This window comes from Streptomyces sp. NPDC104106, assembly GCF_055584345.1.
The window spans coordinates 66,934-93,633 of sequence record NZ_JBVJMF010000028.1; the positions used below are offsets into that span (position 1 = coordinate 66,934).

A 26,700-nucleotide genomic window follows, 5' to 3' on the forward strand; every position below is an offset into this window, starting at 1 on the left:
CCGGTCCGGCTCCCCCGGTCAGGGTGTGGCCGCCGGGTCGAACAGGTCGTCCTGGGCGCGGTCACGGGCCGTCAGGAGTGCTCCGCGCAGGACGGCCGTACCGCCGAGGGCGCTCGGGCGGACCTCCGTGAGCAGCGGTGACATCCGGCGCAGCCGCTCCTCGACCAGCCGCGCGAGCACCGCGCCCCCGGCCTGCCCCGCCTCCCCGCCGAGCACCACGCAGCCGGGATCGAGGACGGCCACGACGGAGGCGGCGCCGATGGCGATCCGGTCGGCGAGGGTGTGGAGGAAGCGGCCGGCGGGCTGTTCCGGGTCCACGTGCCCCCGCTCGGCGGGAGCCGCGGCCGCCACGGCCCCCCGCACCGCCTCGGCAACGCCCGGCCCGTCCGTCCGGGCCGGTGCGGGCAGGCCGCACCGTGCCGCCAGGGCGCCGATCGCCGCCGCGCCCGCCAGGGAGTGGAAGCCGCCGTCGCAGTCCTTCGCCGAGGGCAGTGAGCCGGTGCCCGGCACCGGCAGGAAGCCGATCTCGCCCGTGCCGCCCGAGGCACCGCGGCGCAGCGTGCCGTCGAGGACGACCGCCGCGCCGACGCCGTGGCCCAGCCACAGCAGGACGAAGGTGTCACGGTCGCGGGCGGCCCCCTCGCGCTGTTCGGCGACGGCGGCGAGGTTGGTCTCGTTCTCGACGATGACGCGGGCGCCGGGCAGCCGCTCCTGGAGGGCGGCGGACAGGCTGCGGTGCCACTCGGGCAGGCCGCTGGAGTCGCGCAGGTCGCCGGTGGCCGGGTCGATGAGACCGGGGGCGCCGATGCCGACGGTGTGCAGCCGCCCCCACGCGCCCCCGCCCGCACGCGGGGGCCCCACCGTGGCGCCCGCCTCCTTCACGGTGCGTTCCACCGCGGCCACCGCCTGCTCGACGGCCGGCCCGGTGCCGGCGTCCCCGCCGATCGGCACGGACGCCTCGGCGAGCACCCGCCCGACCAGATCCGACACCAGCACGAAGACGCCCCCGGTACGGACGTCCAGCGCGGCCAGGTGGGCGCGGTCGGCGACGATGCCGTACAGCCGGGCGTTCGGCCCGCGGCGCTGCTCGCCGGACTCGCCGACCACGGTGATCAGGCCGGCGCCGGTGAGCCGTTCCACGAGGTCGGCGACCGTGGGCCGGGACAGCCCCGTCAACTGCTTCAGCTGCCCCGCCGTCAGCGGGCCTTCCTGCTGGAGCAGGCGCAGGGCGAGCCGGTCGTTGATGGCCCGGGCGGTGCTGGGTGATGCGGGCATGGCGGTGATCCTCCCAGATCGGCGCGCCCGGACCGGCGGACGGCTGCCGGGCAACCGCCTATCTATCAGGCAGGGTCCCTGATAGTTTACGGCGCGTGCCGTGCGGCGACCTCTGGGGAGGGACGGGAACATGAGTGACGTGGCATACGCGCCCGGCGAGGTGAGGCGCGCCCGGCTCGCCGTGGCGGCCGTGTTCGCCGTGCACGGCGCCGTGACCGGTTCCTTCGCCACCCGAGTGCCCTGGGTCCAGGACCATGCCTCGCTCAGCGCGGGCCAGTTGGGCTTCGCGCTGGCCTTCACCGCGCTCGGCGCCTCCTGCGCCATGCCGCTCGCGGGCCGGATCAGCCACCGCTTCGGCAGCCGTACGGCCCTGCGCGGACTGCTGGCCCTGTGGACGCTGTCGCTGGTCCTGCCGTCGCTGGCGCCGAATCTGTACACCCTGTGCCTGGCGATGTTCGTCTACGGCGCGAGCGCGGGCACGGCCGACGTCGCGATGAACGCGCTCGGCGTCGAGGTCGAGCGGCTGCTCGGCAAGTCGATCATGTCGGGGCTGCACGGCATGTGGAGCGCGGGCGCGCTCACCGGTTCCGCGGCCGGCACGCTCGCCGCGCACCTGGGCGCGGACGCGCGGGCGCACTTCCTGCTCACGGCCGCCGTCCTCACCGCGCTCGGCGCCGTGGCCTGCTGCTGGGTGCTGGACCTCCAGCCCGCCGAGGACGAGGAGCCCCCGCCGCGGTTCGCGCTGCCGCCGCGCTCGGCGCTGCTGATCGGCACGGTCGGCTTCTGCGCGGTGTTCGCGGAGGGCGCGAGCCTGGACTGGTCGGCGGTGTTCCTGCGGGACCGGCTGGACAGCTCGGCCGCTGTGGCGGCGGCCTGCACGACCGGCTTCATGCTGACCATGGCGGTGGCCCGGATCGCCGGGGACGCGGTGGTGAACCGCTACGGGGCGGTCCGTACCGTCCGGTCCGGCGGGGTGCTGGCCGTGCTCGGCGGTCTGCTGATCGTCGTCGCCGGGCAACCGGTGGTGGCGATGGCCGGGTTCGGTCTGATGGGGCTCGGTATCGCGGTGGTCGTACCGCTGTGCTTCGCGGCGGCCGGGCACGCGGGGCCGAATCCCAGCCAGGCCATCGCGGGCGTGGCGACGATCACCTACACGTCGGGGCTGGTCGCGCCGAGCCTGATCGGCGGGGTGGCCCAGGCGGCCAGTCTTGTGGTGTCGTTCGGCGTGGTGACGGTGCTGGCATGCGGGCTCGCGGTGTTCGCGGGCGTGCTGCGCAGCGCCGAGCGCGGCGGCCGCGCGCAGGTCGGTCCGCAGCCGGCCGCCGTCCCGGACCCGCGGCCCTGAGGGGCCTGGGCCGCGGAGACGTCCACCGATCGCCCCGGCCGGCGCGATGGGTCAGTCGGCGGGGCGCAGCAGCGCGCGGGCGACGGTGCGGAAGGCATCGCTCCAGGGCGCCGGGCGCAGGGTGTCGGCGTCGAGCCGGACCAGCACCCGCGTGCCCCGCGCGTAGGTGCGGATACCGTCGGCCGAGCAGAACCGGAAGCCGTAGGTCAGGCCGGTCGTGCCCAGCCGTTCCAGCCAGAGGTGGACGGCGTAGGTGCCGGGGCTGGTGACCGGCGCCTCGTAGCCGACGCGCAGTTCGCGCACGGCGTTGCAGGCGTCGCCCGCCGCGTGCCAGTCGCCGTCGAAGCGGACGCCGTGCGCGTGCCACAAATCGGTCCAGGCGCGCTCGACCAGCAGCGGGTAGCGGGCGTTGTGCAGGAGGCCGAGCGCGTCGAGGTCGTCGAAGTGGACGGTGACGGGGATCAGCCGGCCGTGGGGGACGACGGGGGCGATCGGGGCTTCGGCGGTCACGGGAGGGGCTCCTGAACATCGCTGGCGAGACACTTCATACTAAGCGACCGCTCAGGGGACCGGCCGTGGAACCGGACCGTGGAGCCCCCGCCACCCGCGACAATGGTCTGGACCCCCTTCACGTTCGTGAGAAAGCGAAACCCCACCATGGACCTCGGCGTGCGCTGGAAACTGCACGGTGACGGGCGCACGCCCGCGCCCGGAGCGGTGGTACGCCCCGACGAGCGGCTCTCCTGGCCCCGCACCGTGGGCCTGGGCGCCCAGCACGTCGTCGCGATGTTCGGCGCCTCCTTCGTGGCTCCCGTGCTCATGGGCCTGGATCCGAACCTGGCGATCATGATGTCGGGCGTGGCGACCGTGATCTTCCTGATCACCACCCGGGGCAGGGTGCCGAGCTACCTCGGCTGCTCCCTGTCGTTCGTGGGCGTAGCCGCCGTGATCCGCGCCCAGGGCGGTACGAGCGCCACCGTGACCGGCGCGGTGTTCGTCGTCGGCGTGGTGCTGTTCCTGGTGGGCCTCGCGGTGCAGCGGTTCGGGGCGCGGATCATCCACGCGGCCATGCCGCCGATCGTCACCGGCGCGGTCGTCATGCTGATCGGCTTCAACCTCGCCCCGGTCACCGCCTCCACCTACTGGCCGCAGGACCAGTGGACGGCCCTGCTGGTGATGCTGTTCACCGGTCTGGCGGTCGTCTGTCTGCGCGGTTTCTGGTCACGCATCGCCATCTTCCTGGGCCTGGTCTTCGGCTACGGCATCTCCTGGGCGTTCGACCGGATCTTCGGCAAGATCCACTCGATGGGCCCGGGCGGCCGGGTCGCGGACCACTGGCGCCTGGACCTCTCCGGCGTCTCCAAGGCCGACTGGATCGGCCTGCCGCACTTCCACGGGCCGTCGTTCCAGTGGTCGGCGATCCTGGTCGCGCTGCCGGTCGTCATCGCCCTCGTCGCGGAGAACGCGGGTCACGTCAAGGCGGTCGGCGAGATGACCGGCGACCCGCTGGACGACAAGCTCGGCACGGCGATCTCCGCCGACGGCATCGGCTCCATGCTGTCCACCGCGGTCGGCGGGCCGCCGAACACGACGTACTCCGAGAACATCGGCGTGATGGCCGCCACCCGCGTCTACTCCACCGCCGCCTACTGGGCCGCCGCCGGCTTCGCCCTGCTCTTCGGCGTCTGCCCGAAGTTCGGCGCGGTCGTGGCCGCCATCCCCGGCGGGGTGCTCGGCGGCATCACCGTCATCCTCTACGGCATGATCGGCCTGCTCGGCGCCCAGATCTGGCTCCACGCCAAGGTGGACCTGCGCAACCCGCTGAACCTGGTGCCGGCCGCCGCGGGCATCATCATCGGCGTCGGCAACGTCAGCATGAAGTTCACCGGCACCTTCTCGCTCAGCGGCATCGCCCTCGGCACCCTGGTGGTCATCACCGGCTACCACGCCCTGCGCGCCTTCGCCCCGGCCCATCTGAAGAAGCAGGAACCACTGCTGGACGAGGGCACCTCCAGCTACGACACCGACGGGCCACGCGCCACGCCCTAGCCGTCGGACGGGGTGTCGCGGGCGGGAGCGGACGTGCCTGCCCTGCCCGTTCCCCCGTTCCGGGGAAGCACCGGGCCGGTCGGGGCGTGCGCCGGGTCCGGGGCTGGGAGCCTTCTTCCATGCCGCAGTTGGATCACATCCCCGCCCCCGCCGGCACCACCGGCGTCGACGCGGTCGTCTCCCGGATGCGCGCGCTCGACGCGGCCCTGCCCGAGCGCGACGGGGTCGCCGTGTTCAACCGCGTCTACCTCACCGTCACCGAGGAGGTCGACCGGCACCTGGACGCCGGGGAGTTCCCGGATCCGCGCGCGGCGATCGCGCTGGACGTGCGGTTCGCCGAGCGCTATCTCGCGGCGGTCGACGCGGCCGCGGCGGACCGCCGCCCGCCCGCCTGCTGGCGCCCGCTGTTCCAGCTGCGCCGCCATCCCGGGGTACGGCCGCTGCAGTTCGCCCTGGCGGGCGTCAACGCGCACATCGGGCACGACCTGGCGCTGGCCGTGGTGGACGCCTGCCGCACGCTCGGCTGCGAACCGGCCGATCTGGAGGACGAGTTCGACCGCGTGGGCGAGCTGCTCCAAGGGTTGGAGGAGCGCGTCCGCGAGGACCTCATGCCGGGTCCCGATCTGCTCCAGATCGCCGATCCGCTGACCCATCTGCTGGGCTCCTGGAGCCTGGAGCGCGCCCGGGACGCGGCGTGGGCGGCCGCACGGGCGCTGTGGGCGCTGCGCCGCTGCGGCGAGGTCGCGCAGGAGTTCGCCGAGCGGCTGGACGCGGCGGTCGGGTTCGCGGGCCGGATGCTCCTCACCCCGCTCCCCCAGCTGATCTGATCCCGACCGCTCCTGGCCGGATACGGACCTCTCGCGAGCCGCTCCGGAACAGCCTCGTCCCTGCGTACGTTGGCATCCGGCACCCATCGCGAAGGAGCGGACATGGCAACGCGGCTCGGTCTGGGTCTTCCCCAGATGCGGCAGTACTCCCTCGGCGCGGACGTGCCCGACGTGGCCCGCGCGGCCGAGCGGATCGGGTACGAGAGCCTGTGGGTCTTCGAGCGGGCCCTGTTCCCCGAGCCCGCCACGCAGGGGCTGTACGGCATGGACGGCGTGCCCTGGCCGGACCAGTACCGGAACGTGGCGGACCCGCTGGTCACCCTCACCCTGGCCGCCGCGGCCACCGAGCGGGCGGAGCTGGGCTCCAGCGTCCTGGTGGCGCCGCTGCACGTGCCGTTCCAGCTCGCCAAGGCCCTCGCCTCGCTGGACGCGGCGAGCGGCGGCCGGGTGATCGCGGGCCTCGGCACCGGTTGGTCCCTCGACGAGTACGCGGCCTCCTCGGCGCGCCCCTTCGAGGAGCGCGGCAGGGCGCTGGACGAGATCATCGAGGTGTGCCGCGCGGTGTGGGGTCCCGATCCGGTCGTCTACGACGGCACCCTCACGAAGATCGCCTCCGCCGTGGTCGGGCCCAAGCCCGTGCGGCCGATTCCGGTCATGCTCGCCGCGGGCAGCCCGCGGGCCTTCCGCCGGCTGGTCGACCACGCCGACGGCTGGCTGCCGGCGGGCTTCGACGCCGAGCAGGTCGGCGCCCAGTGGCGGCGGCTGCGGGAGCTGGCCGAGGAGCGGGGCCGTACGAGGCCGATCCGCACGGTGCTGCGGGTGAACACCGCGCGTGAGGCGAAGCCGTACGAGGGCGCCGACCGCAGGCCCTTCCAGGGCAGTGTCGACCAGATCGTGGCGGACCTCACGGAGTTCGCGCGGCTCGGCCTGGACGAGATCCTGATCGACCTGCAGGGCGGCGCGCGGGACGCGGAGGAGCTGAAGGACGTCGCCGCCGAGGTGTTCGACAAGGCGCGGGCGGCCGGAGTCTGAGGCCGGCCGCCCGCGCCTCGGTCCTCGCGCCGGCCGGGGTCAGTCCTCGGGGAGCTCCACCGGGGCGATCTCGTCGTAGACGTCGCCCGGGCCGGGGTTCGACGCGTCGGTGGTGCCGCCGAAGTGGTGCATGACGCCCCAGACCGCGTTCAGCGCGGTCTGGACGGCGCCCTCGGCCCAGCCGGCGGTCCAGGAGATGTCGTCGCCGGCGAGGAAGATGCCCCGCTTGTCCTCGGGCAGCCGGTCCTGCATGAAGTGGGTGAACAGACGCCGCTGGTAGCGGTAGTGACCCGGCAGGTTGGCCTTGAACGCGCCCATGAAGTACGGCTCGTTCTCCCAGGAGACGGTCACCGGGTTGCCGATGATGTGCTTCCTGATGTCGACCTTGGGGTAGATCTCGCCGAGCGACTTCAGCATGACCTCCATCCGCTCGTTCGCGGACAGCGGCAGCCACTTCAGGCTGTCGTCGCACCAGGTGTAGGACAGACAGATCACGGCGGGCTTGTCCGGGCCGTCGTCCAGCAGGTACGTCCCGCGCGTCATGCGGTCGGTGAGCGTCATCGACATGACGTCCCGGCCCGTCTCCTCGTCCTTGTCCAGCCAGAACGGCCTGTCCACCGGCACGAAGAGCTTGCTGGACTCCATGTAGTGGGTGCGCTCGATCGCCGTCCAGTGGTCGATCGGGAAGAGTGAGTCGTCGCAGGCGATCTTGGACAGCAGCATCCACGACTGGGCGGTGAAGACGGCAGCCTTGTAGGTGCGGATGTCGCCGTTCGCGTCCGTCACCGTGATCTGGTTGCCGGCGGTGCGGTGCAGCCGGGTCACGGCCGGGCGCGGCTCGCCGTCCGTGTGCAGGGACTTCAGCGAGGTGCCGTACGGCCAGTGGACGATCTTCTCCGGCTCGCGCTCCCACAGGCGCAGCGGCAGCTGCTGGGAGCCGCCGACGATGCCGCGGTGGTGGTCGTCGGCCTCGGTGTAGACGACGCGCAGGATCTCCAGGATGGAGTTCGGGAAGTCGGTGTCCCAGCCGCCGGTGCCGAAGCCGACCTGACCGAAGATCTCGCGGTGCCGGAAGGACCTGAACGCCTCGGAGTCGCAGAGGAAGCCGTAGAAGGTCTGGTTGTCGAGCTTCTCGACCAGCTTCGCCCAGATCTCGCGGATGCGCTTGACGTCCCGCTCGCGCATGGCGCGGTTCATGTCGGAGAAGTCGGCGCCCTCTTCGAGGCACTTGTTCCAGGCGTCGGCGACGTCCCGGTAGACCTGGGGCAGGTCGTCGATGGTCTCGGCGTAGTGCGACTCGCCCTTGAGGTCCACGACGGTCGAGGGGGTGGCCTCGGCCAGCGGGTTCGGGAAGGGCCTGGTCTCCAGGCCCACCAGGTCGATGTAGTGCTGGAGGGCGGTCGACGACGGCGGGAAGCGCATCGCGCCCATCTCGGCGGTCAGGGACTCGTCGCAGCCCTCGAAGCCCACGGTGCGCAGCCGGCCGCCGATCCGGTCGGCCTCGTAGACGACGGGCTTGAGGCCCATCTTCATCAGCTCGTAGGCGGCCACGATGCCGGACAGACCGCCGCCGATGACGGCGACCTCGGTGCCGTGCTCGGTCGCGGGTATCTGGCCGAGGCCCGCCGGGTGGGCGAGGAAGTCGTCGTAGGCGTACGGGAAGTCCGGGCCGAACATGGTGATCGGCGGCTGCTGCCCGTCGGTGTGCTCGACGGCGTTGGGCACCGTGGACGTCATGGGGTACGGACTCCTTGCACGAAGAACTCGGGGGGAAGTTCAGGGGGAGGCTCGGGGGAAGCCGGGGGGTTCAGGTCAGGGACCCGTACAGACCGGGCCTGCGGTCCTTCAGGTACGGGTTGGCCTCCCGGGAGGCGGCCAGGAAGGCGGGGTCGGCGTCGGCGAGGACCAGTTGCTCGGCGCGGCCGGCGCGGGTGCGGGCGACGCCGTCGGGGCCGGCGAGCGTGGAGAGCCCGACGAACTCGAACTCGCCTTCGCCGCCGACCCGGTTGACGTAGGCGACGTACATCTGGTTCTCGAAGGCGCGCACCGGGATCACCGACTCGGCGACGAACTGGAAGGGGTGCATCTGCGCGGTCGGGACGACCAGCAGGTCCGTGCCGGCCAGGGCGTGGGCGCGGACGTTCTCCGGGAACTCGACGTCGTAGCAGATCATGAGGCCCACGGTCAGGCCGTTCAGCTCGGCCTGGACGACCGGCCGGTCGCCGGGCGTGAAGTGGTCGCGCTCGAAGCAGCCGAAGAGGTGGGTCTTGCGGTAGTTCGCGAGCCGGGTGCCGTCGGCGGAGATCAGCTGGGCGGAGTTGTAGACGCTCTCGCCGTCGCGCTCCGGGTAGCCGTAGGCGATCGCGATGCCGTGCCGGCCGGCCGTCTCGGCGATGGCGTCGGCCGAGTCGCCGTCGGCGGGTTCGGCGAGGCGGCCGATGGCGTCGCCGATCGCGTACCCCGTCAGGAACATCTCCGGTGCGGCGAGCAGCGCGGCGCCCGCGGCGGCGGCCCGGCCCGCGGCGGCGTCGAGGACCTCGAGGTTCTCGGCGGTGGAGCCGGGGCGGCCGGAGCTCTGGAGCAGGGCGGTGCGCATGCGTGATCCTCACCGGGAGGGGATTTGGGGGCCACGAAGACGGTACGGTCGGCGCGCTCGGCCGGACAAGAAGGAGCCGTTGCGCGCCCGTGCGCGGTTCGTTGCGTGGAGCGGGGGCGCCGCGGCGATTCGTTGCGCCCCCGCACGCAGGTGCCCCCTGCTCCTGAGACGCAGGTCACGGACGGGGCAGGAGTGACTCGGCCGGGGACCGTCGGCAGGGTCCTACTTCCCGGTGCCGACCGGGTCGACGGTGACGGGCCGGCCGCTGCCGTCGGTGACGGGCACGTTGATGCGGACGGGCAGAATGCGGGAGTGGGTCTCGTCGGGCGGCGTGACGACGAGACCGGTGAAGGTCTCGCCGCTGCCGCCGGAGTCGTTCGGCTGGTAGTGCAGGGTGAAGCGGGTCTGCTCGCCCGGCTTGACGCTCACCCGTACGGGGGCGACCGTGCTGCGCTTGGCGCTGACGGTGCCGTCCTTGCTCGTGAGGTCGACGCCGGGGAAGCCCTTGAGGGTGCAGGCGGCGGAGCCGGTGTTCTTCAGGTTCACGATCAGCTCGCCCTCGGCCATGGCACCGGAGGTGCTGAACGCCAGCTGGGAGGTCGTGCAGGCGCCCGAGCCGCCGCCCGCGGGGGACTGGCCGGTGCCGGTGCCCTTGCCGGCGGTCGCGCCGCCGCTGCCGCCCGTGCCCTGGCTGCCGGAGTCCCGGGAGGCGGCGCCCTGGCTCGGGGCGGAGGAGCCGCCCGCGTTCGAGGAACCGTTGTCGCCGCCCTGGCAGGCGGTGAGGGACAGACCGGCGACGACGGAGACGGCGAGCAGCGGGAGCTTCCGGACACGCATGGTTCCCCTTCGGCAGACGTGGGCGACGTGCTGCTTCATGAGACCCCGACGGCGATCGGGCCGTTCCGGCCGCCGCGCCTCCCGTACACGGCTGTGACAAACAGCCGGATCAGGCGCACCTGGGGGGCAGGGCGAAGGTGGTGACGACCGCCGCGTGGTCCGAGGGCCAGTCGTTGTCCGCCACGTCCGGCCAGGGGCGCGGGCTGCCGGTGACGAGGGTGCGGGCGTCCCGCACGGTCAGGCCCCGGTGCAGGACGTAGTCGATCCGGTCCTGCGGTTCGGGCCGGCCGCTGCCGTCCTCGTGCACGGGGTGGATCGGCGACCAGGTGTGCCCGGGGTCGGCGACGGGGTCCGGGCGGGCCTCGCGGTAGGAGTCGGCGAAGCCGGCGTCCTCGGCGGCCTTCGTCACCGGCCACGCCACGTCCGTCCGGTCCAGGTGCGAGGGGCAGTTGAAGTCGCCGACGAGGACGACCGGGACGCCGTCGCGGGACGACTCGTCGATCCGGCGCAGGGTGTCCCGCATCTGCGCGAGCCGGACGTCCTCGTGGGCGATCAGTTCCGCCGCGCCGAGCCGGTCGAAGGCGGCCTCGTAGGGCCCGTACGGCGTGTAGTGCAGATGCGCCGTCCACACGTCGACCTCGCGGCCGGGCGCGACGGCGATCCGGACGCCCGCGGCGCCGTAGAAGCCGACGTCCGGGTCGCCGAGGCGGGCGGTGATGGGGTGGCGGCTGATGACGCCGAGGTTCTCGCCGGCGCGGTGGTGGTGCCAGCCGAGCGCCTCGGCCAGTTCCCCGGCGGCCGTGCCGGCGGTCTCCTGGAGGCCGACGACGTCGGCGCCGCTCTCCAGGATCGCCGTGAGCTGCTTGGCCCGGTGGTCGTCGACCCGGCTGCCGCCGAGCCACAGGTTCCAGCTCATGACCCGCAGTCCGGGCGCGACCATCCGCGCCAGCTCCCCGGCGGTGACCCCGGCGAGGCTCTCGCGCACGGTCCGGCCCGGTGCCGCGCCGATCGGCGCGAGGGACGGTACGGCGAGTACGGCGCACCCGGCGGCCTCGGCGGAGGCGACCCCCGTCTCGGTGTCCTCGACGGCCACACAGCCGGCCGGGTCGACGCCGAGGGCGTGGCAGGCGGCCAGGTAGGGGTCGGGGGCGGGCTTGGTGCGGGCGGTGTCGTCGGCGGTGACGGAGGCCGCGAACCGTCCGGCGCCCAGGGCGTCGAGGACGACGTCGGCGACCGCGCGCGGGGACGCGGTGACGAGCGCGGTGGGCACGCCGGCGGCGGCGAGGGCGTCCAGCAGGTCCAGGGCGCCGGGGCGGGGCACGATGCCGGTGCGGACCCGGGCGGCGAACTCGCGGTGCAGCTCGGCGGCGAGGCCGGCGGCCGGCCTGCCGGTGGCGGCGCCGAGCCAGGCGGCGGTGTGCTCGACCGGCCGGCCGAGCACGTCCGGCTGGTCGGCCTCGGTCAGCGGCCGTCCGGCGATCTGCTCCACCGCCTCCCACCACAGCCGCTCGGTGTCGACGAGCGTGCCGTCCATGTCGAACAGAACGGCCTGCAGCGGGCCTTGGAGGGTGTGGGGGGTCACGTTCGGGTCAGTCCTCACTTCTGGATGCGGTCGGCCACCAGCACGGGCCGCTGCGGCAGCGACACGCTCACGGCAGCCCCGGCGCCGAGTCCGGTGGCCTCGTGGGCGGGCAGGTCGGCCTTGGCCTCGGTGCCGTCGGCGAGCCGTACGGTGACCCGGACGACCGCGCCGAGGAAGGCGGTGGCGAGGACGCGGGCGGTGCCCCGCTCGTCGGCCGCCACCCGGACGGCCTCGGGCCGCACCAGCACGTCCACCGGGCCGTCCGGCACCGCGCCGTCGGCGGGCAGCCGCTGCCCGAGCACCTGGACGGTGCCGCCGGACAGCTCACCCGGCAGGCGGCTCATGGTGCCGACGAACTCGGCGACGAAGGCGGTGGCGGGACGGCCGTACAACTCGGCGGGTTCGGCGCACTGTTCGAGGCGTCCGGCGCGCATCACGGCGACCCGGTCGGCGACCGACAGGGCCTCCTCCTGGTCGTGCGTCACGAACAGGGTGGTGATGCCGAGTTCCCGCTGGAGTCTGCGGATCTCCTCGCGCAGGGTGAGGCGCACCTTGGCGTCGAGCGCGGACAGCGGCTCGTCCAGGAGCAGCACGCGCGGGCGCAGGGCGAGGGCGCGGGCCAGGGCGATGCGCTGCTGCTGTCCGCCGGAGAGCTGGTGCGGATAGCGCTCGCGCTTGTCGCCGAGGCCGACCAGCTCCAGCAACTCGCTGGCGCGGGCGCGGCGTTCGGCCGTCCCGACTTTGCGCATGCGCAGCCCGAAGGCGACGTTGTCGACGGCGCTCAGGTGCGGGAAGAGGCTGTACGACTGGAAGACCATCCCGGCGTCGCGGCGGTGGGCCGGTACCTGGGTGATGTCCTCTCCGTCGACCAGCACGGCGCCGGAGTCGGGATGTTCGAACCCGGCGAGCATGCGCAGCGCGGTGGTCTTGCCGCAGCCGGAGGGGCCGAGGAGGGCCAGGAACTCTCCGGGGCGGACGGCGAGGTCGAGCCCGTCGAGGGCGACGGTGGCACCGAACTCCCGTCGCAGAGACTGGAATTCGACGGTCGCGGCCTTCTCGGTCACGGCCTTCTCAAGGGTGGTGGCGGTCATGGTCGGTGTCATCCCCGGGAGTTCGCGGTTCGGTTGCGTCCGCCGCCGACGCCGGCGAGCGCGAGGAGCAGGGCCCAGGTGACGAGCAGGCTGAGTACGGACACGGCGACGGACATCTGGGCCTGGGAGCCGCCGACGTTGTAGATCCACACGGCGAAGGGCTGGTAGCCGAGCAGCTGGGCGACCGTGAACTCGCCGAGCACCAGGGCCAGGGTGAGGAAGGACGCGTTCAGCAGGGCCCCGCGCAGGTTCGGCAGTACGGCCCGCACGAGCGCCTGCGGCCAGGAGGCACCGCAGCTGCGGGCGGCCTCGACCAGCGTGCGCACGTCGACGGCGCGCAGGCCCGCGTCCAGCGCCCGGTACACGAAGGGCAGCGCCATCACGACGTAGGCGAGGACGAGCACGACCGGGAAGCTCGGGTTCTGGATCGCGACGAACGTCTGGAACAGCGGGGTGCGGGACAGATGGTCCGGGCCCCACTTCAGCACGCTGACGATCCCGGCGACGAACGCGATCGGCGGCACCACCAGCGGCAGCGAGCAGACCACCTCCACCACCGGCCGCAGCCGGGGCGCGCCGAGCCGGAGGGCGACCATGGCGGGCACCGTCAGCAGCAGCACGGCCGCGATGGTGGCCAGGGCCAGCTCCAGCGAGAGCAGCAGGCTGGAGCCGAAGCCGTCGGCGGACAGGATCCTGGTGTAGGCGTCGAGGGAGACGCCCCGGCCGGGCACGTCGACGGTGAAGACCACGGACGCGCCGAGCGGCACCAGGAAGTACAGGGCGGCGAGGCCGAGGACGGCCCAGCGCCAGGGGGTCAGGCGTCGAGCCATCGGGCGCTCCGGCGTTGCAGGGGCAGGTACACGGCCATCACCGCCGCGGCCACCAGGACCATGTCGAGGCTGAGGGCGAGCGCGGTGTTCTCCTGGCCGACGAGCACGTTGCCGGACAGCGCGTCGGCGATCTGCAGGGTGACCAGCGGGACCGCGCTGCCGACCATGGCGGCGGCGGTGGCGTAGGCGGCGAAGGCACTGCCGAAGAGCAGCACGAGACCGCCGAGCAGCGAGGGCGCGAGCACGGGCAGGGCCACGTGGCGCCAGTACTGGGCGCCGGTGGCGCCGTTGTTCAGCGCGGCCTCGCGCCACTGGACGCGCAGGCCGTCCAGCGCGGGGGTGATGGTGAGGACCATGAGCGGGATGAGGAAGTACAGGTAGACGAGGACCAGGCCCCAGAAGCTGTAGAGGTCCCAGCCGCTGTCCTTCAGGCCGAGGTGCACGGTCAGGACGCCCGCGTTGCCGAGGGTGGCGACGAAGGCGAAGGCCAGCGGCACACCGCCGAAGTTGGCGAGCACGCCGGAGGCGGTCAGCACGGCCTCGCGCAGCCGGGGGGAGCGGGAGCCGGCCACGGCCTGGGCGAGCGGGAGTCCGAACAGGGCGCCGAGCCCGGCGGCGGTAGCGGACAGCTTGACGCTGCCGAGCAGGGCGGTGAGGTAGGGCCCCTGGAGCGAGTCGGTCAGGTTGCCCGTGCCGTAGTGTCCGCCGACCGAGAAGGCGCCGTCGACCAGGGCCAGGCAGGGCAGGCCGAAGGCGGTGGCGGCGAAGACCAGCAGGGGGACGACGGCGAGCCAGCCGGGGGCGCGGCGCCGCCGCTTCGCCGGAGCGACGGGCGCCACGTCCGCACGCGTGAGGGCGGCGGTCATCCGGAGACGGCCTTCGCCCAGCCCTGCGCGATGACCGTCTTGGCCTTGCTCTGCTGGGCCTCGGTCGGGAAGGAGGGCGTGCCGCTGACCGCGGGCAGCTTGGCGGCGGCGGTCCTGTCGAGCGTGCCGGCCTTCTCCAGGGCGGCCATCAGGGCCGGGCGGGCGTAGCCCTTGAGCCACAGGTTCTGGCCCTCGGCGCTGTAGAGGTACTCCTGCCACAGGCGGGCGGCCGCCGGGTGGGGGGCGTCCTTGTTGACGGCCTGGGAGTAGTACTGGGCGTACTGGCCGTCGGCCGGGATGGTGACCTTCCAGTCCAGGCCCTTGGACCTGAACTCGTCGGCGTACCCGGCGTTCAGGTAGTCCCAGTCGATGGAGATCGGGGTCTCACCCTTCTCGACGGTGGCCGGGGTGGAGGCGACGGGCGTGTAGTTGCCGTTCTTCTTCAGCTTGGCGAAGAAGTCCAGGCCGGGCTGGATGTCGTCGAAGGACCCGCCGCTCGCGAGGGCGGCGGCGTAGACACCGCCGAAGGCGGCGCCGGCCTTGGTGGGGATGCCGTTGAGGGCGACCTGGCCCTTGTACTCGGGCTTGAGGAGGTCCTTGAAGCTGGTCGGGCAGGCCTTGACGCGCCGCGCGTCGCAGCCGATGGAGACGTAGCCGCCGTAGTCGTTGTACCAGCGGGCCTGCGCGTCCTTCTGGGCCTCGGGGATGTCGCCGTAGGAGGCCACCTTGTACGGGGCGAGCAGCCCCCGCTGTGCGGCGCTCAGCGCGAAGGAGGATCCCAGGTCGAGCACGTCGGGTGCCCGGTCCTGCCCCTTGCGGGAGGTGACGGCGCTGATCTCGTCCTGGCTGCTGCCGTCGGGGCTCTCGTCCTCGATCTTGATGCCGTACTTCTTCTGGAAGCCGTCGATGATCGCGCCGTAGTTCGCCCAGTCGCGGGGCACCGCGATGATGTGCAGCGTGCCCTCCTTCTTGGCCGCCGCGACCAGGCCGGCCATGCCGCCGAAGTCGGCCGCGGAGGTGGCGGCGGCGGCGCTCTTGCCGTCCTTGGTGGTGGTCGACGCGTTGTCGGGGGCGGCGCCGCAGGCGCTCAGGGCGAGCGCGGCGACGACGGCGGTGCAGCCGCCGAGCACGGCGTTTCTCGGCAGGGACACGGTCATGGTCTCTCCAGGGGGACACATGGCGAGGGTGGGAGAACTTGTCTGAACAAGTCCACCTCAGTACGCCCGGCCCCGGTGTCCTTTCCGTAAACGCGGGCGAAACACAAACCCCAGTTTCCCTGCACACTTCCGGTTGGCACGGATCACACGGAAACGTCGATTAGGCTGGTCACGCTGTGCACAGCGACCTACGCAGAGGGGAAGCATGACGGCGCGACACGAGGAGATCGCCGACGAGCTGCGGCGGGCCATCGACCGCGAGGAGTACACGGTCGGCAGCCGGCTGCCCTCGGAGTCGGAGCTGGCCGCGCACTACGGCGTGTCACGCGGCACGGTCCGCCAGGCCGTCGCGGCCCTGACCTCGGAGGGCCTGATCGGCTCCCGTCAGGGCGCCCGCCGGGTGGTCCTCGCCAGCCGCCGCAGCCAGAGCTTCGAGGAACTGCGCAGCTTCGCCCAGTGGGCGCGGGCGATGGGCCGCGAGGCCACGGGCCGGGTGGTGAGCCAGCAGTACCGCCCGGCGACCCACGAGGACGCGGTGCGCCTCCAACTCCCCACAGGGGCACCGGTGTTGCATGTGCTCCGGGTGCGCGGCCTGGACGGCGAGCCGGTGCTCCTGGAGCGCACGGTGTACGCCGACTGGATCTCCCCGGCGGTCGAGGCCATCGAGCCGGAGTGCCCGTCGGTCACCCAGCGGCTGTACGACGACACGGGGCTGGTCTTCGCGTACGGCGAGCACATCATCGACGCGGTCGCCTGCGGCGCCCGGGACGCCGAGTTGCTCCGGGTGCGCCGGACGAGTCCGCTGCTGAGAGTGCGGCGCGTGACGACGACGCGGGAGGGGCGGCCGGTGGAGTGGTCGGACGACCGGTACCGCCCGGACGCGGTCAGCTTCAGTGTGCGCAACTCGATCGGGAGCAACGCGCTGGCGAGGAAGACGGCGGAGTAGAACCCCGGGTGCGCGGTCGGCCGCCGGGCACGAGGTACCGCACGCGCCCCGTGACCGGCACCGGCGAGGGCGCCCCGACCGGGGCCCGACGCCTATCCCGGCGCCCCGGAAGAGAACCGCCGCAGCAACGGCGACAGCACCAGCACGGACTTGGTCCGCTCCACGAACGGCTCCCCGGCGATCCGCTCCAGCACCCGCTCGAAGTGCCGCATGTCGGAGGCGAAGACCTGGGCGATCGCGTCCGCGTCACCGGTGACGGTCGACGCGGCCACGACCTCCTGGTACCGCTCCAGCCCCCGCTGAATGGTCTCCGGCGAGGTGTTGCGCCGGCAGTAGATCTCGATGTACCCCTCGGTCTCCCAGCCGAGGGCCGCCGGATCCACCCGGACGGTGAATCCGGTGATCGCGCCGGTGGCCCGCAGCCGGTCCACGCGCCGTTTGACGGCGGGGGCGGAGAGTCCGACCAGTTGCCCGATGTCCGCGTAGGAGCGGCGGGCGTCCTCGGCGAGGGCGTGCACGATGCGTTCGTCGAGATCGTTCAGCACAGGGGGTGGTTCACTTCTTCGGTCCGGTCACTTCTCTGCCGTCACCGCGAGACCCTCACCGGTCGCGAGACGGGAACGGCGATAGCCGTATACGAAGTAGAACACGAGCCCGACGGCCATCCAGACACCGAACACGATCCAGGTGACCGTGGACAGGCTGCCCATCATCCAGACGCAGAAGAGGAAGCCGAGCGCGGGCAGCACCGGCGACAGCGGCACGCGGAAGGTGCGGTGCATCGCCGGGCGGGTCCGGCGCAGCACCACGACCGCGACGTTGACCAGCGCGAAGGCGAACAGCGTGCCGATGCTCGTGGCGTCCGCCAGCTGACCGAGCGGGATCGCGGCGGCGAGGACACCGCAGAACAGGGACACGATGATCGTGTTGGCGCGCGGCGCGCCCGTCTTCGGGTGGACCTTGCCGAACACCTTGGGCACCAGGCCGTCGCGGGACATCGCGAACAGGATGCGGGTCTGGCCGTAGAGCACGGTCAGGACGACGCTCGCGATGGCGATGACCGCGCAGAACGCCAGCAGCGTGCCCCAGAAGCTCTGCCCGGTGACGTCCGTCATGATCTGCGCGAGCGCGGCCTCGGAGTCCTTGAACTTCTTCCACGGCCAGGCGCCCACGGCGACGGCCGCGACGAGGACGTACAGCGCGGTCACGATGACCAGGGACAGCATGATCGCGCGCGGCAGGTCGCGCTGGGCGTCCTTCGCCTCCTCACCGGCGGTGGAGGCGGCGTCGAAGCCGATGTAGGAGAAGAACAGCGTGGCACCGGCCGCGCTGACACCGCTCATGCCGAGCGGCATGAAGTTCGCGTAGTTGCCGGACCTGAAGCCCATGAAGCCGATGGCGCAGAAGAGGATCAGCGCGGCGATCTTCACGCTCACCATGATGGTGTTGGCCCGCGCGGACTCCTTGGCGCCACCGAGCAGGAACACCATCCCGAGCAGGACGACGATCAGGGCGGGCAGGTTGAAGACGCCGCCCTGGCCGGGCGGGGCCGACAGGGCGTCCGGGATGGTGACGCCGAGGGTGCCGTCGAGCAGCTCGTTCAGGTACTGGCCCCAGCCGACGGCCACGGCGGCCACCGAGACGCCGTACTCCAGGAGCAGGCACCAGCCGCAGATCCAGGCGATCAGTTCGCCCATGGTTGCGTATGCGTACGAGTACGAGGATCCGGAGACCGGGATGGTGCCCGCCAGCTCGGCGTAGGACAGGGCCGAGAACAGCGCGGTGAGGCCGGCGATCACGAAGGAGAGGGTGACGGCCGGACCCGCCTTGGGGACGGCCTCGCCGAGCACGACGAAGATGCCGGTGCCGAGCGTGGCACCGATGCTGATCATGGTCAGCTGCCACAGCCCGAGGGAGCGCCGGAGCGATCCCCCCTCACCGTGGCCGCCCTCCGCGACCAGGCGTTCCACGGGCTTGCGCCGCATGAGGCGCGCGGCGACGCCCGGGGACGCGGGGGCGGTCGCTGGGCGGTCGTGCGGGGGTGCGCCTTGGTCGAGCACGCGCTGGCTCCTTATCGCTGCCGGTCAATGCGTTCGGGGACCGGGGGCAGCCTGCGAGGACAGGAACCCACCGAGCGGGATCCCCGCCACGCCCCGTACAGACGAGCACCCTATGAGGCAGGCCTTCACGGACGTAATGCAGCAACCTTGCGCGTCCCCGAAGGATCATTGCGTTCATCGGACCGGAACGCCAAATCGTTGCGCGTGGACTGTCAAGCTTTGCGCGACGGTCCTCATGTGCGTCCCTGGCCCGACAAATGAGTACGGAGCTTCCGGATACGGGAACGGCCCCCGCACCTCCCCTGACGAGGGGGTACGGGGGCCGTGGAAGGACGTTGCGCGGATCAGCTCCAACTGGCGTGCAGCGGCTTGCCCTCGGCGTAGCCGGCGGCGCTCTGGACGCCGACGATGGCCTTCTCGGCGAACTCCTCCAGGGAGCCCGCGCCGGCGTAGGTGCAGGAGGAGCGGACGCCCGCGATGATCGAGTCGATCAGGTCCTCGACGCCCGGGCGGGCCGGGTCGAGGAACATGCGGGAGGTGGAGATGCCCTCCTCGAACAGCGCCTTGCGGGCGCGGTCGTAGGCCGACTCCTCGGACGTGCGGTTGCGCACCGCCCGGGCGGAGGCCATGCCGAACGACTCCTTGTACAGGCGGCCGTTCGCGTCCTGCTGGAGGTCGCCCGGCGACTCGAAGGTGCCCGCGAACCAGGAGCCGATCATCACGTTGGACGCGCCGGCCGCAAGGGCCATGGCGACGTCGCGCGGGTGGCGGACACCGCCGTCGGCCCAGACGTGCTTGCCGTACTTCTTCGCCTCGGCGGCGCACTCCAGGACGGCCGAGAACTGCGGCCGGCCCACGCCGGTCATCATGCGGGTGGTGCACATGGCGCCGGGGCCGACACCGACCTTGATGATGTCCGCACCGGCGTCGACGAGGTCCTTGACGCCCTCGGCGGAGACGATGTTGCCCGCGACGATCGGCACCTGGGGGTCGAGTGCGCGCACCAGCTTGATGGCGCTGATCATCGACTCCTGGTGGCCGTGCGCGGTGTCGATGACGAGCGTGTCGACGCCCGCGTCGAGCAACTGCTTGGCCTTGCCCGCGACGTCGCCGTTGATGCCGACGGCGGCGGCGATGCGCAGCTTGCCGTGCGCGTCGACGGCGGGGGTGTAGAGGGTGGCGCGCAGGGCGCCCTTGCGGGTGAGGATGCCGGCCAGCTTGCCGTCCTTGTCGACGGCCGGGGCGTAGCGCCGGTTGTGGTGGTCGAGGGTGTTGAAGGCCTCGCGGGGGTCGATGTCGGCGTCGAGGAGCAGCAGGTCCTTGGACATGACCACTTCGAGCTGGGTGAAGCGGTCGACACCGGACAGGTCTGCGTCGGTGACGACACCGACCGGGCGGTCGTTCTCGTCCACGACCACACCGGCGTTGTGGGCGCGCTTGGGCAGCAGCGCGAGAGCGTCGGCGACGGTCTGGTGCGGGGCCAGCACGATCGGGGTGTCGAGCACCAGGTGGCGGCTCTTGACCCAGGAGATGACGTCGGTGACGACCTCGATCGGGATGTCCTGCGGGATGACCACCAGGCCGCCGCGGCGGGCCAGGGTCTCGGCCATGCGGCGGCCGGCGATGGCGGTCATGTTGGCGACGACGAGCGGGATGGTGGTGCCCGTGCCGTCCGGCGAGCTGAGGTCCACGCCCTGACGCGAGCCGACCGCGGAGCGGCTCGGCACCATGAACACGTCGTCGTACGTCAGGTCGTACGCGGGCTGGATGTCATTGAGGAAACGCACGTGCTGCACATCCCAGTCGATCAGAGGTGACCCCCCGACGGGTGCGCCAGGGGAAAAGAGCACGTACTTCATTGTCCCATGTCGGGCGGTCTGTCATGCCCTGACAGAACATCCAGGCCCCGCGCCGATCAGCTAGGAGGATCCTCCAAGCTCGGTCCGCCCAGCGCGAGGGCGACGGTGAGCGCCGGCATCACCCGCATGGCGTGCGAGAACACCTCCTGGGCGGTCTCCCACTCCCGCGGCCGTGCCTCGGCGTACCCCTGCCAGTGCGTGACGACGAGGAGGAGTCCCTCCTTGGCCTCCTCCGGCCACACGGACAGGTCGGACAGGGAGTCCGCCAGCGCGTCCCAGTTGCGGCCGAACCAGTCGGGCAGCGCCAGGGCCCGGGCGGCGCGGTCCATCAGACCGGCCTTGTCGCCGACTCCGCCGAGGTCCAGCGTGACGACGAGCCGCCCTGCGAGGTCTTCGCTCATCTCAGCACCGCCCGGAACGAGTTGTAGTGATCATCGGTGTAGTAGATCTCCCCGTCTTGGCCGGTGATGATGCGCCGGGCGCCTCGATCGCGCGAGCCCGGCGTCCTGACGGTGTACTCGTGGTAGTAGCCGCGCTGGTGCTTGGGCAGGCGGCGTTCGACGTTGCCGAAGACGACGCCGTCCCGGGCGTAGGGGTAGGGGCCGCCCTTGTCGATGAGGGCGAGGGTCTGCCGGGCCTGCGGGGGCAGCGCGGGGGCCTGGACGGTGGCCATGCCCCTGGCCCACGCCGGGGTGGCCGCGCTCGTGGCGGCGGGGCGGGTGGGGGAACCGGGACCGGCACTTCGGCCCGTGCCGGTGCTCGTGTGCGACGAGCATGCCGTCAGCAGGACGGCCAGAACGACCAGCAGCCCCGCGAACAGGCGGGGCACCCGCCGTCGCCGGGCCGGTGGTGGGAGGAACCGGAGCAACATGCCGCTGATGCTGCCACGCCGCCGCACCGGAGACGGCCCAGCCCCTGCCGAGGCCCGCCGACTCCGTACGACACCGGTCAGAACCCGTCGGAACCCGCCGGATCCGGCCGGACCCGGGTCAGGGGAGTCCGAGGCAGGCCGAAGCCCGCGAGCCCGCTGCCGCCCTGCCCGCCGGAACAACCCATCGGAGCCCGCCCGAATCGGTCAACGCCGGTCCCCACCGGCCCGTACCGGCCGGCACCGGTCAGCGGCGCTCGACTTCCCTCGGCTTCCCTCGGCAAGCTGTCGCCGCCGGCCCGGAGCCCGCGAACTCCTGTGTCAGGAGCCGTCGGGGTCCGCGCGGCTCAGGGCAGGCTTCGGGGTCGGGCCCGCCGTCATCAGGTAGTCCGCGGCCGATGTGTCCGTGACCAGACTGGTGACCAGCCCGGAGCGCAGCACCGCGTCGATGGCGGACGCCTTGCGCTGGCCGCCGGCGATCGCCACGACCTCCGGGATACGGCGCAGCTGATCCGCCTTGACCGTGATGCACCGCTCCCCCAGGTCCCGCCCGATCCGGCGCCCCTCGGCGTCGAAGAGGTGCGCGGACATCTCGGCGGCGACACCGAGCGAGGCGTAGTGCGCCCGCTCCTCGTCGCTGAGCATGTCGTGCACCGTCGAGATGCCCGGCTCCCAGGAGCCGATGGAGACGCAGGCGACCGTGACCTTGTCGAAGTACTCGAAGGCCCGGGCGATCCCGGTCTGGTTGCGCAGCGCCGCCGCGGTGGCCGCGTCCGGCAGCAGCATCGGCGCGTAGATGGGGTGCGCGTCCCCGCCCGAGACCTGGGCGGCGCGGCGCACGGCCTCCACCGATCCGCGCTCGGCGGTCCCGGCGTCGTACACCCCCGTCAGCTGCACCACCGTGCACGGCGGCAGCCGGTCGAGCGCCGCCGCCATGTGGATGGTGGACCGGCCCCAGGCCAGCCCGAGCACGTCCCCCTCGTTGACGAGTTCGCCGAGCAGGTCGGCGGCGACCTCGCCGAGGTTCTCCGGATCGGGGGTCTCCTCGGCCTCGGCCGGGGACTCGACCACGACGGCGTGCCTGAGGCCGTAGCGGGCGCGGAGCGCGTCGGAGCGCTCGGCGTCCAGCTCGGCAGGCACGCGGATCTCGATGCGTACGAGATCCCGTTCGAGGGCCGTCTCCAGGACCCGGGCCACCTTGAAGCGGCTGACGCCGAACTCCTCGGCGATCTGGATCTTGGACTTCCCCTCGAGGTAGAAGCGGCGGGCCATGGCCGCCGCCTGGACCAGCTCAGCGGGTCCCATCCGCATGGCTGACCGGCCCGCCGACATACCCGACACGGCGATCTCCTCACTGCTGTTCACACTCTGGATTCGCCGTTCATCCTTGCAGATTCGGGGCGACTGATCTGCCCTGATGGGCGCCGTTCACTTAACCGTTCACGTATCTGTGGCTCAGTGGTCGCATGCCCAGGACGCCTGGGCCGTCACCGCCTCCGCCTGGGCGCGCAGGGCACGCACCGCCTCGGCCGGGTCCTCGGCGCCGTAGACCGCCGAACCCGCCACGAAGACGTCCGCGCCCGCCTCCGCGCACCGCTCGATCGTCGACGCGGAGACACCCCCGTCCACCTGGAGCCACAGCTGCAGGCCGTGCTTGCTGATCAGCTCCCGGGTGCGGCGGATCTTGGGCAGCATGATGTCGAGGAACGCCTGGCCGCCGAAGCCGGGCTCGACCGTCATGATCAGCAGCATGTCCAGCTCGGGCAGCAGGTCCTCGAAGGGCTCGATCGGCGTCGCCGGCTTCAGTGCCATGGAGGCGCGGGCACCCTTGGCGCGGATCTCCCTGGCGAGCCGCACGGGGGCGGCCGCGGCCTCCACATGGAAGGTGACCGAGGAGGCCCCCGCCTCGACGTACCGGGGAGCCCAGCGGTCGGGGTCCTCGATCATCAGATGGCAGTCCAGCGGGGTGTCCGTCGCACGCGCCAGGGACTCCACGACCGGCACGCCGAGCGTGAGGTTGGGGACGAAGTGGTTGTCCATGACGTCGACATGGAGCCAGTCGGCGCCTTGGACCGCCTTGGCCTCCTCCGCGAGGCGCGCGAAGTCGGCGGACAGGATGCTGGGGTTGATCTGGGCCATGCCCCAAGCCTGCCATGTCCAGAGCACTGATGTTCGCGCCCGTCCACAGGCGAGACCGTTCATCGTACTGATGCGGCTGCCTGTGGATGACTCCCGGTGACTGCCCGGCCTCAGCCGGTACGACGGACGAGTGCGAGATACATCGCGTCGGTGCCGTGCAGGTGCGGCCACAGCTGGATGTCCGGGCCCTCGCCGAGCGCGGGCACGCCGGGCAGGAAGGGGCGGGCGTCGATCAGTTCCGTGTCCGGGCGCTGCTTGAGCACGTCGGCGACGACGGCCCGGGTCTCGGCGAGGTGCGGCGAGCAGGTGGCGTACCCGACGACACCTCCGACGCGCACCGAGTCGAGCGCGGTGCGCAGCAGGGCGCGCTGGAGGGGGGCGAAGTTCTCCAGGTCGTCCGGGCGCCGCCGCCAGCGGGCCTCGGGCCGCCTGCGCAGCGCGCCGAGCCCCGTGCAGGGCACGTCCATCAGCACGCGGTCGAAGGTGCCGGGCCGCCACGGCGGCCGGGTGCCGTCGGCGGCGATGACCTGGTACGGCCCGGGATTTCCGGCCAGCGCCTTGGCGACCAGCCCCGCCCGGTGCGGCTGCTTCTCGGAGGCGAGCAGCGTGGCACCGCGCTCGGCGGCGAGGGCGGCGAGCAGCGCGGCCTTGCCGCCCGGTCCGGCGCACCCGTCGAGCCACGCGGTGTCGGAGCCCTCGACCGGCGCGTTGGCGAGCGCCAGGGCGACCAGCTGGCTGCCCTCGTCCTGCACCCCGGCCCGCCCCTCGCGCACGGCCGTCACCGCGCCCGGCTCACCGCCCTCGGCGAGCCGCACGGCGTACGGCGACCAGCGCCCGGGCACGGCGGCCTCCTCCCGCAGCAGCTCCTCGGCGGTGGCCCGCCCCGGCCGCGCGACCAGGGTCACCTCGGGCCGCTCGTTGTCGGCCTCCAGCAGGTCCTCGATCCCGGCGCGCCCGCCGCCGAGCGAGTCCCACAGCGCGGAGACGATCCAGCGGGGGTGGGAGTGCACGACGGCGAGGTGGTCCTCGGGATCCTCGTCGTACGGCGGCGCCACCTTCGCCAGCCACCCGTCGAGGTCGTCCTGCGCCACCTTCCGCAGCACGGCGTTGACGAACTTGGCCCGCCCGTCGCCGAGCACCACCCGCGCCAGCTCCACGGTGGCGGAGACGGCGGCGTGCGTCGGGATCCGGGTCCCGAGCAGTTGGTGCGCGCCGAGGCCGAGTACGTCAAGCACCGGCGGGTCGACCTCGCGCAGCGGCCGGTCGACGCAGGCGGCGATGACCGCGTCGTACGTCCCCTGGCGCCGCAGCGTGCCGTACACCAGCTCGGTGGCGAGGGCGGCGTCCCGCGCGTCGAAGTCGCCCTTGTCGCGGGCTTTGCGCAGCAGTGGCGGCAGCACGAGGTTGGCGTACGCGTCCCGTTCGTCGACCGCGCGCAACGCCTCGAAGGCGAGGATGCGGACGGGGTCCTTCTGCGGACGGCGGTAGGGCTTGGCGGGCCTGCGGGGCCGCCGGGACTGCTCACTCACGAAAAAGGTGCTCCGGATACGAGGAAGAAGGCGGTGCGGCCTCCAGCCTACGTCCGCACCCCGTCACCTCCGCCGCCCGGGCCTCAGCTCCCCAGGGGCTCGTGGTCGGTGATGCGCACGCCGCGGGCCCAGTCGGCCGCCCGCATCGGCTTCTTGCCCTGGGCCTGCACCCAGAGCAGCTCGACGGCGTACGAACCGGTGCCCACGTGCACGCTGTTCTTGCCGACGGCCATCCGACCCGGTGCCAGGTCGGTCCGCTCGGGCACGGGCGTGACCTGGATGAGCTTGAGCCGCTCGCCCCGGAAGGTGGTCCAGGCGCCGGGCGACGGGGTGCAGCCGCGCACGACGCGGTCGACGCGCAGCGCGGGCGCCGCCCAGTCCACGCGGGCGTCCTCGACGGTGATCTTCGGCGCGACGGTGATGCCCTCGGCCGGCTGCGGTACGGCCTTCAGGGTGCCGTCCTCGATGCCGTCCATGGTCGCGGCGAGCAGGCCGGCACCCGCGAAGGCGAGCCGCGTGAGCAGATCGCCGCTGGTGTCGGTGGGCCGGACCTCCTCGGTGACGGTGCCGTAGACCGGCCCGGAGTCCAGCCCTTCCTCGATGAGGAAGGTGGAGGCGCCGGTGATCTGGTCGCCGGCCATGATGGAGTGCTGCACCGGCGCGGCCCCGCGCCAGGCGGGCAGCAGGGAGAAGTGCAGGTTGACCCAGCCGTGCGCCGGGATGTCGAGGGCGGCCCTGGGCAGCAGGGCGCCGTAGGCGACGACCGGGCAGCAGTCGGGCGCGATCTCCTTGAGCCGCTCCAGGAACTCGGGGTCCCGCGGCTTCAGCGGCTTGAGCACCTCGATCCCTGCCTCCTCGGCCCGCTCGGCCACGGGCGACGCGACCAGCCTGCGCCCGCGCCCGGCCGGCGCGTCGGGCCGCGTGACGACGGCGGCCACCTCGTGCCGCCCGGAGGTGATCAGGGCGTCCAGGGCGGGAACGGCGACCTCGGGGGTACCGGCGAAGACGAGCTTCATGGGCGGGATCGGGCCTCTCGGGCGGGGGTTGGGCGGGCAGCGCACCAGTCTATGACCACACCCGGCCGCAGGCGGCGCGCGCCCGGACGACCGGCGTACGCATATGCCCGTACGCCCCCACCCCGTGACCAGCGGCGCGCACACGCGTTGGTCAAGAAAGAGTTGACCACATCGGGCCGCTGTCGCGGCCCAATTCCTTTCAACGCCGGTTCGAGAGGCTTGTTCATGGCCGACCACGCAACCCACGACGCCCAGGCCCGGGCCAGCCTGCACTTGCTGGTGCGGGACATCGAGCGGGTCCGCCGCCAGGTGGACGCGCTGCGCACGCTCACCGCCCAGCTGGGCAACGTCTACCGCCCGCGCCGCTCCGGCCCGTCCACGGGCTTCGTCGTCTACGGACGCGCCCCCGCCCCGACGGTCCGCCTCGCCCAGGAACTCCGCGACAGTGTCGAAACCCTGGTCACGGCCGCCGTGGACTTCGACCGCTCACTCGGCTTCTCATGGGACGCGGTGGGCTCGGCGCTCGGCGTCACCAAGCAGGCGGTGCACCGCCGTTACGGCGCCCGCCGGGCCGCGGCCCAGACGGCCGCCCCCGAGGCCGAGCGCACGCCGGAGGCGACCGGTACGCGCACGCTGAACGTCAACGGCGGCCTGCCCTCGGTGCCCACGGTCCCCGCCGCCCGCTCCATGCCGACCCAGCCGACCGCGGGCAGCCCGGCCCTGCGCGACGAACCCCGCCCGACGGCCTTCCCCAGTCCTCGCAACGGCTGAACGCCCCCGAACCCGCATCCCCCTG

25 protein-coding genes are annotated in these 26,700 nt (G+C 72.8%); 6 read left to right on the top strand and 19 right to left on the bottom strand.

Features of this window, described 5'->3' with window-relative positions; translation table 11 throughout:
* Positions 1-18: 18 nt before the first annotated feature.
* Positions 19-1,275 carry an ROK family transcriptional regulator gene (locus ACZ60X_RS40070; protein ID WP_469609960.1) on the bottom strand — a complete coding sequence of 419 codons (1,257 nt, stop codon included), beginning with the start codon at positions 1,273-1,275 and terminating at the stop codon, positions 19-21.
* 130 nt (positions 1,276-1,405) lie between these two features.
* On the opposite strand from ACZ60X_RS40070, the gene ACZ60X_RS40075 reads away from it, so the two are divergent.
* Positions 1,406-2,620 (top strand): MFS transporter, encoded by a 1,215-nt coding sequence (locus ACZ60X_RS40075; protein ID WP_469609963.1) that lies wholly within the window; start codon positions 1,406-1,408, stop codon positions 2,618-2,620.
* Between the two features lie 51 nt (positions 2,621-2,671).
* On the opposite strand, the gene ACZ60X_RS40080 is transcribed toward ACZ60X_RS40075, so the two are convergent.
* On the bottom strand, positions 2,672-3,130 hold the full coding sequence (locus tag ACZ60X_RS40080; RefSeq protein WP_469609965.1) for an acyl-CoA thioesterase: 459 nt from the start codon (positions 3,128-3,130) through the stop codon (positions 2,672-2,674).
* A 147-nt stretch (positions 3,131-3,277) separates the two neighbouring features.
* Here ACZ60X_RS40080 and ACZ60X_RS40085 point away from each other — a divergent pair, with 147 nt between their 5' ends.
* The 3 genes from ACZ60X_RS40085 (at position 3,278) to ACZ60X_RS40095 (ending at position 6,528) form a co-directional block, all read left to right on the top strand.
* On the top strand, positions 3,278-4,669 hold the full coding sequence (locus ACZ60X_RS40085; RefSeq protein ID WP_469610040.1) for a uracil-xanthine permease family protein: 1,392 nt from the start codon (positions 3,278-3,280) through the stop codon (positions 4,667-4,669).
* 119 nt (positions 4,670-4,788) lie between these two features.
* A complete protein-coding gene (locus ACZ60X_RS40090) occupies positions 4,789-5,496 on the top strand; it encodes a DUF5995 family protein (RefSeq protein ID WP_469609966.1) in 708 nt (235 codons plus the stop codon).
* 102 nt (positions 5,497-5,598) lie between these two features.
* Entirely contained in the window at positions 5,599-6,528 is a 930-nt protein-coding gene (locus ACZ60X_RS40095; protein WP_469609969.1) for an LLM class F420-dependent oxidoreductase, read from the top strand.
* 39 nt (positions 6,529-6,567) lie between these two features.
* Here ACZ60X_RS40095 and ACZ60X_RS40100 read toward each other — a convergent pair whose 3' ends face one another.
* The 8 genes from ACZ60X_RS40100 to ACZ60X_RS40135 form a co-directional block, all read right to left on the bottom strand.
* Positions 6,568-8,265: a flavin monoamine oxidase family protein gene (locus ACZ60X_RS40100; protein WP_469609971.1), complete on the bottom strand. Its 1,698-nt coding sequence runs from the start codon at positions 8,263-8,265 to the stop codon at positions 6,568-6,570.
* A 70-nt stretch (positions 8,266-8,335) separates the two neighbouring features.
* The gene (locus ACZ60X_RS40105; RefSeq protein WP_469609974.1) at positions 8,336-9,124 is read right to left on the bottom strand and encodes a carbon-nitrogen hydrolase family protein; all 789 of its coding nucleotides are present in this window, start codon (positions 9,122-9,124) and stop codon (positions 8,336-8,338) included.
* A 222-nt stretch (positions 9,125-9,346) separates the two neighbouring features.
* On the bottom strand, positions 9,347-9,961 hold the full coding sequence (locus ACZ60X_RS40110; protein WP_469609976.1) for a DUF4232 domain-containing protein: 615 nt from the start codon (positions 9,959-9,961) through the stop codon (positions 9,347-9,349).
* Between the two features lie 109 nt (positions 9,962-10,070).
* Positions 10,071-11,543: an HAD-IA family hydrolase gene (locus ACZ60X_RS40115; RefSeq protein WP_469609979.1), complete on the bottom strand. Its 1,473-nt coding sequence runs from the start codon at positions 11,541-11,543 to the stop codon at positions 10,071-10,073.
* Between the two features lie 14 nt (positions 11,544-11,557).
* The gene (locus ACZ60X_RS40120; RefSeq protein WP_469609982.1) at positions 11,558-12,634 is read right to left on the bottom strand and encodes an ABC transporter ATP-binding protein; all 1,077 of its coding nucleotides are present in this window, start codon (positions 12,632-12,634) and stop codon (positions 11,558-11,560) included.
* An 8-nt stretch (positions 12,635-12,642) separates the two neighbouring features.
* Positions 12,643-13,464, bottom strand: coding sequence for an ABC transporter permease (locus tag ACZ60X_RS40125; protein ID WP_469609985.1), 822 nt, complete (start codon positions 13,462-13,464; stop codon positions 12,643-12,645).
* Positions 13,449-14,330, bottom strand: coding sequence for an ABC transporter permease (locus tag ACZ60X_RS40130; protein WP_469609987.1), 882 nt, complete (start codon positions 14,328-14,330; stop codon positions 13,449-13,451). The genes ACZ60X_RS40125 and ACZ60X_RS40130 overlap by 16 nt, the downstream gene beginning before the upstream one ends.
* Entirely contained in the window at positions 14,327-15,487 is a 1,161-nt protein-coding gene (locus ACZ60X_RS40135) for an ABC transporter substrate-binding protein (protein ID WP_469609990.1), read from the bottom strand. Before ACZ60X_RS40135 ends, ACZ60X_RS40130 begins: the two co-directional genes overlap by 4 nt.
* Positions 15,488-15,692: 205 nt before the next feature.
* On the opposite strand from ACZ60X_RS40135, the gene ACZ60X_RS40140 reads away from it, so the two are divergent.
* Positions 15,693-16,433, top strand: coding sequence for a GntR family transcriptional regulator (locus ACZ60X_RS40140; RefSeq protein WP_469609992.1), 741 nt, complete (start codon positions 15,693-15,695; stop codon positions 16,431-16,433).
* 92 nt (positions 16,434-16,525) lie between these two features.
* Here ACZ60X_RS40140 and ACZ60X_RS40145 read toward each other — a convergent pair whose 3' ends face one another.
* The 9 genes from ACZ60X_RS40145 to fmt all read right to left on the bottom strand — a co-directional run bounded on the left by ACZ60X_RS40145 (position 16,526) and on the right by fmt (position 25,904).
* On the bottom strand, positions 16,526-16,978 hold the full coding sequence (locus ACZ60X_RS40145; protein WP_023552128.1) for an Lrp/AsnC family transcriptional regulator: 453 nt from the start codon (positions 16,976-16,978) through the stop codon (positions 16,526-16,528).
* A 27-nt stretch (positions 16,979-17,005) separates the two neighbouring features.
* Entirely contained in the window at positions 17,006-18,493 is a 1,488-nt protein-coding gene (locus ACZ60X_RS40150; RefSeq protein ID WP_469609996.1) for an amino acid permease, read from the bottom strand.
* Between the two features lie 344 nt (positions 18,494-18,837).
* Entirely contained in the window at positions 18,838-20,280 is a 1,443-nt protein-coding gene (locus tag ACZ60X_RS40155) for a GuaB1 family IMP dehydrogenase-related protein (protein WP_469609999.1), read from the bottom strand.
* 128 nt (positions 20,281-20,408) lie between these two features.
* Complete coding sequence (locus tag ACZ60X_RS40160; RefSeq protein ID WP_469610002.1) at positions 20,409-20,753, bottom strand: barstar family protein; 345 nt, start codon at positions 20,751-20,753, stop codon at positions 20,409-20,411.
* Positions 20,750-21,223, bottom strand: coding sequence for a guanyl-specific ribonuclease (locus ACZ60X_RS40165; protein WP_469610005.1), 474 nt, complete (start codon positions 21,221-21,223; stop codon positions 20,750-20,752). Before ACZ60X_RS40165 ends, ACZ60X_RS40160 begins: the two co-directional genes overlap by 4 nt.
* Before the next feature lie 318 nt (positions 21,224-21,541).
* Positions 21,542-22,585, bottom strand: coding sequence for a sugar-binding transcriptional regulator (locus ACZ60X_RS40170; protein ID WP_469610007.1), 1,044 nt, complete (start codon positions 22,583-22,585; stop codon positions 21,542-21,544).
* Between the two features lie 90 nt (positions 22,586-22,675).
* Entirely contained in the window at positions 22,676-23,359 is a 684-nt protein-coding gene (gene rpe / locus ACZ60X_RS40175; protein WP_469610009.1) for a ribulose-phosphate 3-epimerase, read from the bottom strand.
* Positions 23,360-23,469: 110 nt separating this feature from the next.
* Entirely contained in the window at positions 23,470-24,888 is a 1,419-nt protein-coding gene (locus ACZ60X_RS40180; RefSeq protein ID WP_469610012.1) for an RsmB/NOP family class I SAM-dependent RNA methyltransferase, read from the bottom strand.
* Positions 24,889-24,971: 83 nt separating this feature from the next.
* Positions 24,972-25,904 (bottom strand): methionyl-tRNA formyltransferase, encoded by a 933-nt coding sequence (fmt, locus tag ACZ60X_RS40185; RefSeq protein WP_469610014.1) that lies wholly within the window; start codon positions 25,902-25,904, stop codon positions 24,972-24,974.
* A 225-nt stretch (positions 25,905-26,129) separates the two neighbouring features.
* Between fmt and ACZ60X_RS40190 the strand changes: the two genes are divergently transcribed.
* Positions 26,130-26,675: a hypothetical protein gene (locus ACZ60X_RS40190; RefSeq protein WP_469610017.1), complete on the top strand. Its 546-nt coding sequence runs from the start codon at positions 26,130-26,132 to the stop codon at positions 26,673-26,675.
* The last annotated feature ends 25 nt before the right edge of the window (positions 26,676-26,700 follow it).

Excerpts from the sequence above, each read along its gene's own strand:
- ACZ60X_RS40070 (WP_469609960.1), bottom strand. The coding sequence starts at position 1,275 with ATGCCCGCATCACCCAGCACCGCCCGGGCCATCAACGACCGGCTCGCC.
- ACZ60X_RS40075 (WP_469609963.1), top strand. The coding sequence starts at position 1,406 with ATGAGTGACGTGGCATACGCGCCCGGCGAGGTGAGGCGCGCCCGGCTC.
- ACZ60X_RS40085 (WP_469610040.1), top strand. The coding sequence starts at position 3,278 with ATGGACCTCGGCGTGCGCTGGAAACTGCACGGTGACGGGCGCACGCCC.
- ACZ60X_RS40090 (WP_469609966.1), top strand. The coding sequence starts at position 4,789 with ATGCCGCAGTTGGATCACATCCCCGCCCCCGCCGGCACCACCGGCGTC.
- ACZ60X_RS40095 (WP_469609969.1), top strand. The coding sequence starts at position 5,599 with ATGGCAACGCGGCTCGGTCTGGGTCTTCCCCAGATGCGGCAGTACTCC.
- ACZ60X_RS40100 (WP_469609971.1), bottom strand. The coding sequence starts at position 8,265 with ATGACGTCCACGGTGCCCAACGCCGTCGAGCACACCGACGGGCAGCAG.
- ACZ60X_RS40105 (WP_469609974.1), bottom strand. The coding sequence starts at position 9,124 with ATGCGCACCGCCCTGCTCCAGAGCTCCGGCCGCCCCGGCTCCACCGCC.
- ACZ60X_RS40110 (WP_469609976.1), bottom strand. The coding sequence starts at position 9,961 with ATGCGTGTCCGGAAGCTCCCGCTGCTCGCCGTCTCCGTCGTCGCCGGT.
- ACZ60X_RS40120 (WP_469609982.1), bottom strand. The coding sequence starts at position 12,634 with ATGACCGCCACCACCCTTGAGAAGGCCGTGACCGAGAAGGCCGCGACC.
- ACZ60X_RS40125 (WP_469609985.1), bottom strand. The coding sequence starts at position 13,464 with ATGGCTCGACGCCTGACCCCCTGGCGCTGGGCCGTCCTCGGCCTCGCC.
- ACZ60X_RS40130 (WP_469609987.1), bottom strand. The coding sequence starts at position 14,330 with ATGACCGCCGCCCTCACGCGTGCGGACGTGGCGCCCGTCGCTCCGGCG.
- ACZ60X_RS40135 (WP_469609990.1), bottom strand. The coding sequence starts at position 15,487 with ATGACCGTGTCCCTGCCGAGAAACGCCGTGCTCGGCGGCTGCACCGCC.
- ACZ60X_RS40140 (WP_469609992.1), top strand. The coding sequence starts at position 15,693 with ATGACGGCGCGACACGAGGAGATCGCCGACGAGCTGCGGCGGGCCATC.
- ACZ60X_RS40160 (WP_469610002.1), bottom strand. The coding sequence starts at position 20,753 with ATGAGCGAAGACCTCGCAGGGCGGCTCGTCGTCACGCTGGACCTCGGC.
- ACZ60X_RS40165 (WP_469610005.1), bottom strand. The coding sequence starts at position 21,223 with ATGTTGCTCCGGTTCCTCCCACCACCGGCCCGGCGACGGCGGGTGCCC.
- rpe (WP_469610009.1), bottom strand. The coding sequence starts at position 23,359 with ATGGCCCAGATCAACCCCAGCATCCTGTCCGCCGACTTCGCGCGCCTC.
- fmt (WP_469610014.1), bottom strand. The coding sequence starts at position 25,904 with ATGAAGCTCGTCTTCGCCGGTACCCCCGAGGTCGCCGTTCCCGCCCTG.
- ACZ60X_RS40190 (WP_469610017.1), top strand. The coding sequence starts at position 26,130 with ATGGCCGACCACGCAACCCACGACGCCCAGGCCCGGGCCAGCCTGCAC.